3 protein-coding genes and 3 pseudogenes are annotated in these 5,160 nt (G+C 40.6%); 3 read left to right on the forward strand and 3 right to left on the reverse strand.

Annotation, left to right across the window (positions count from 1 at the left end):
* Nucleotides 1-326: IS30 family transposase (locus tag HRU42_RS20395; protein WP_295033848.1), on the forward strand; the 326-nt coding region annotated here is incomplete at its 5' end.
* Nucleotides 327-1,043: 717 nt separating this feature from the next.
* Nucleotides 1,044-1,619, forward strand: coding sequence for a DUF4879 domain-containing protein (locus HRU42_RS20400; RefSeq protein WP_295033850.1), 576 nt, complete (start codon nt 1,044-1,046; stop codon nt 1,617-1,619).
* A 24-nt stretch (nt 1,620-1,643) separates the two neighbouring features.
* On the opposite strand, the gene HRU42_RS20405 is transcribed toward HRU42_RS20400, so the two are convergent.
* Nucleotides 1,644-2,123, reverse strand: coding sequence for a hypothetical protein (locus tag HRU42_RS20405; RefSeq protein ID WP_295033851.1), 480 nt, complete (start codon nt 2,121-2,123; stop codon nt 1,644-1,646).
* A gap of 278 nt (nt 2,124-2,401) precedes the next feature.
* On the opposite strand from HRU42_RS20405, the pseudogene HRU42_RS20410 reads away from it, so the two are divergent.
* Nucleotides 2,402-2,850 (forward strand): annotated as a pseudogene (locus HRU42_RS20410) (IS4 family transposase); the annotation flags it as partial.
* A 5-nt stretch (nt 2,851-2,855) separates the two neighbouring features.
* Here the strand turns inward: HRU42_RS20410 and HRU42_RS20415 are convergent.
* A pseudogene (locus HRU42_RS20415) lies at nt 2,856-3,254 on the reverse strand (transposase); the annotation flags it as partial.
* Nucleotides 3,255-3,721: 467 nt separating this feature from the next.
* Nucleotides 3,722-4,506, reverse strand: a pseudogene (locus HRU42_RS20420) (transposase).
* Nucleotides 4,507-5,160 lie beyond the last annotated feature (654 nt).

Below are 5,160 nucleotides of genomic sequence, written 5' to 3' on the forward strand. Positions count from 1 at the left end.
TGATCGCTTTGCTTGGGCAGGTCGATACGGCATTGACGATAACCTTGGATAATGGCGGTGAGTTTGCAGGCCATATGAAGGTTCATGAAGCGACAAGAGCGAAGGTTTATTTTGCCAAACCTTATGCTAGTTGGCAGCGAGGAACGAATGAAAATACTAACGGTCGAATTAGGCGTTTTTGGCCTAAGAAATTCGACATGGCTAGGCTGACAGAGGAGGAAATCGAGAACAGGATATTGCAACTAAATTTAACGCCAAGAAAGATATTAGGCGGGCTAACACCCCTCGAGGTCTTTACTGGTAAGCGTGTTGCACTTATTGCTTGATTCCAGCGCGGCTCTACGAATTACTTAACTAGTCTGAGCACTTTAAAATCCAACAGATAAGAATCTACCTTTCACAATCTTGATACCGTTACAAATTCAAGCGACAAACAAGACCAGCTTATAAACCAAGTAGGTTTTAAGTTGGCTTGCCAGTGAATCACTGGGGCTCGGGTTGATAAACTAGCAAGGATTAGGACACTACCGAGCTAGATCATTGGGTCTAATGCGGATGACTCAGATGAAAAAAGCATCTTAGTTTATACGAAAGCCCTAATTCTCTCTGAGCCCTTTACCCTCAAACCTACTAATGCTTTTACCTTACTCACACTGAATAATTTAATCCTTTTAGATAATACGTCCAGTGTTGAAATAGTGCTAGGTTACCACCTTTAAAATATTACCTTATTTTAAAAAATGGGTGGGACGATTCCAGGGTAAACGAATTAGCATATTCATTCGAAAGTAGAATGGATTAACATCGCTTTGTGTTTGCTTTGCAATCGAAACAAATCAAAAATTAACATTGTTTGTTGCATATTATTTAGGTGTGAGAAAAGAACGCCCTCACCCTGTCACTATTCATTTGTTGATTTTACTTACTTATTTATTATAAGAAACTGCGATTTTGAATTATTAACTTTAAAAATAAAACATATTGCTAAATCGTTAGGCGATAACTTATTAAACACAATTAATCATAGACTTAGGATGTTGATTATGAAAACAATTAAAGTTTGTTTTGCCTTGGCACTACTGTCAAGCGCAGCGAATGTAAGTGCAAACGACAGTGATATATTATCTGTGGTAGAAGAATTAAGAAGCAGCCAAGAGTACCAAACCCGCATAGAGAAAATAAAAGAAAATTCAACTGAATTACAAGAAAACTATAAGTTGTATATTGAGTCTATCGACAAAAATGATGAACTAGTTAATACAATGGGACCTGCCCCAGCATTAAACTCGGCAGAAATCCTTGCGGTAACCTCTACCTCTACTAACTACAGATGGGAACATTTAACAGAGCGCTCATACTCTACTAATAAAGATCATGGTGGTATAGTTTATATTGCTGTAATTGAGCGGGGTTATGCCCGTTCTACATCACGCCAAGCAAAAATTAATGCTATGCCAATGAAGTTTGAAATGGAAGTAGCAATAAAAAGAGGTAATACCGTTGTTGGCTTCGAGGTTTATTATAGCTATCAAAACTTTGTTAGCGGTACTGCAAAGAGTCAAGCGACGTCATTAGTGTACCCTTACAGCACTATAAGAGATAGGGTTTATATCCGCTAATTGAGTCTAGGTTTCATGCAGGGTTTAACCTATGGCATGAAACCTTTGTGATCCAAATTGTAGTTTTTCCACAGTTTTCACTAGTTGTTCAGCATTTTGTGTTGAATATGCAGAGGAGCCATAGTTTTTGATGTGATCGTTTCTGTTCTCTTTTAGAATTTCGAGGATATTCACTTTTTTGTTATTAGCGTCATGTAATAACTGTGGATCTTTTTCTGCCATAGCTTGCGTTACAGCATAATGCCCAGTTAAAAGAACATACTCTTTTTCAGAAAGTAAGCCTTCATCATACAAACCTTCAGCTGCAACATTTAGCTCTTTATATGTCATATTGGTGAAATCATATTTTTGGGGCGTGCCAGAGTGGCCATTTTTTGCCTCTATACTCTCCTCAACCTTTGCCGGTTCTTTTAATGTGGTTGCATTATTATTTGCTTGTATTGCTACAGAGCTAGCCATTTTAGTGAGAGGTAGAGCATTTATGGCCATTTTATTTAATTGCATATCATTGTCAAAGTGTTGAATGTTGATGAAATTAGTGCAAATCTTATACCATTTAAACGCATGCAAAAGTATGAATTCCCCCTAATATAAGAGCAAAGTTATTGAAAGGAAAATTACATTTTAGCAGGCGTCGGTAGCCACAGATAAAGGGGTCGGAGCCTGACGAATCCACACGAAATATGATGAATAAACAATAAGATAATTAAAAAAGAAGGGAACATTCATGGCATTTGGTGATCAAATCTATCGCCAAACAAAAATAACCACGGATAAATGCCATGAATGCGAAACACGTTTTATCAAAATGCTTAGCGATTGTCACGCCATTAATGCACAAAACGCTGCGATTAAGCCTCTTTGCAGCCATAGAAAGGTGGCACTCTTTCAGTCACGGGACTTGGCCGGAATATTGATAATACCGCTAAAGAAAAGCATAAAATCAAGCGTGTAGACAGGCTTTGTAGCAACACTAATGTACATCGTGACATTGAGTTTATTTACACCCGTATGGCCTACCTGCTAGTGGGTAAAATGAAGCAGCCAATTATTCATATAGATTGGTCTGATTTAGATGAGCGAAAGCAAAACTTTCTCATCCGAGCATCTCTGGCTGCTCAAGGACGTTCTTTAACGCTATATGATAAACCGTAAGGAAAAGCCTAAGGTTCACCTAGAATTTATGACGAAGCTCAAAGCCATGTTACCTAATGGTGAGCGTCCGGTGATCTACATCTAGCCCAGTTTTACGAGCCATGGTAAGAGACTGTTGAGATCGCAGTTTGGGTGAGATAATTGTTCTAGGCAATGTTCGATGTAATCGAACGGCGTTAAGCCATTGGCTTTGGCAGTTTCTATTATGCTGTACAAAATGGCACTGGCCTCAGCCCCGCGATGGTTGTGATTAAACAGCCAATTCTTACGGCCTATCACGAAAGGTTTTACTGCGCGTTCGGCGCGGTTATTGTCTATGTTGAGTCGGCTGTCTTCTACGTAACGGCTTAGTTTTGGCCATTGATTGAGGCTGTAATGGATGGCTTGGCCCAGGGCACTTTGCTTCGACACTTGTGTCGCCGATTTAACCAACCATTGCTTAAATGTCGCCAACTGGGCGCTTGAATGCGTACGCCTAAAAAGATAAAGGGGTCGGAGCGAATTAGGGATCTAAGATACTATTTCTAATCAATGTCAGGATCACTAGAGTGGTTGCAACTAAACCATTTCTGTCCAAAGGTGTGTCAGCAAGCCTTGAAGTGGCACACTGACAAAGCCTTGAACCAATAATCATCTTTCACTTGTTAGACGTCAACTAGCTTGGCCGCTTTTGCCGTTTATTTTCATGGCTTCTTTTCTTCGATAAATAAATAACCAAGACACCCAATATTATTTCCTGTTAGATCGCTTGCACCTACTAGAGCCAGATTGCCAGAGAAATTCATTGCTGTATCAATCCACCCTCCTGCCACGCCATACAATACTCAATAATGCTGTCATGAGTAAAATTTCGACTATTCCCTTGAAAATCAGACATAAAAATAACCAAGCTGCCGTTTGGTTAAGCTTGAATATAATAATTTGAAATGGGTATCTCTCAGTCTTGATTAAATGCCATCTAGCCATCGATGACAGTTGGCGGCTCCTTGTCGCCGCTTGCGGTCGGTGTTTTTCAAGATAGTGTTCACAATACGCTGTTATCTCTTGGGTATTGCCCACAGGCCCTTTGAAAATATTGGTAAACTCTTGGTTAACTCTGAGGTCAGTTTTATCCAGTTTTCTGGTGGAATATTAAGTCTCTTTAATATCTTGGCCGACTCTTGGCTCATAGAGCCTCGCTTGCCATCTCTGACTATACGCGCAGTATCATCAACAAGTTGCAGATAATCGTTAGCATTGAACATGAGTCCCTTAGGCATTGCTTTATGTTCGTTACCAACAAAAGGCAATAGTGTATTGGGCTGCTCACCGTTAAGCGCAGCCTTAATACGCAGTTTGATGCTAGTGAAATCTGAGGTTTCTGGTGTAGCAGCCATCTTAGCGCGGATTGGCCTATCTATAATAAACAGTGGTCTACTTAGGCCATACAGGCCAGTACTGCCGCTTCATCAAACAGGGCCGACTCTTAGAAAGGAAATAGGTAAACCTTCCCTCCCAGAAGCGCCCAGTACACTTGTCCTCAGCATTGGCTCGTTGAACGATAGGTTCATTCAGTGCCCGCAACTCTTATGCAAGCGTTAGCAAGAGATATCCATCAGCCTTTAAACAGCTTTTGCCATTGCGTGACCACTTCAACATCTGACCAATGCTTAGCTAACTCTACATCAATACGTAATACGAGATGTAAATGGTTACTGCCATTTTTGTGTCTGGAAGATAACCCTAGCGTGATTCCGACAATCTATACCGTCATTCCGGCGATGCTTTTGGGCCGGAATCTATGCTGTCATCTCTGTGTTCTTTTAGGCCGGGATCCACTGCTTTGTTCTTAGCTTGTAAGCTAATCAAGCTGCGCTTGATAAAGGTCGCAGGCTTGCATCCCTTCTCAAATTCGTAGCCTTAATGTAGGAGCGGCTTTAGCCGCGAAGCACTTCGGAACGAAAATCCCCATTTACAAAGCCAGTTTGCTGTCCCTGGATCTCGTTCATGAGCCTATGGCTCCGCCATATTCACCTTTCAAAGGTGTTTGGCATCGCTAAATTTTGCTCTGTCTACATGTTCGTAGCCTTCATGTAGGAGTGGCTTTAGCCGCGAAGCCCTTCTTCCAATGAGAGGATTTGAGTCTGGAGGTTTTCTTCGGTATGCGTGGATTATTGGTATTTTCGAAGAGTCAGTGTACATCTAGTTGTTTTATAGTATTAAAATGTGAGATTGATTGAGTTTTATACAAGCCAAATGTCATACGATCCAAGCTCTATTCCAACCGAGAATCATAAGATGAAAGCGTTAAACGTATGTTTATTAGTTCTAATATCATTATTTTCTACGGTGACATTTAGCTCTACCGTAGATAATCAGACTGACAATCAAAACCTAGTCGTAGAAT

Origin of the sequence: Shewanella sp., assembly GCF_013214165.1 — a bacterium.
Classification (GTDB): Bacteria; Pseudomonadota; Gammaproteobacteria; order Enterobacterales; family Shewanellaceae; genus Shewanella.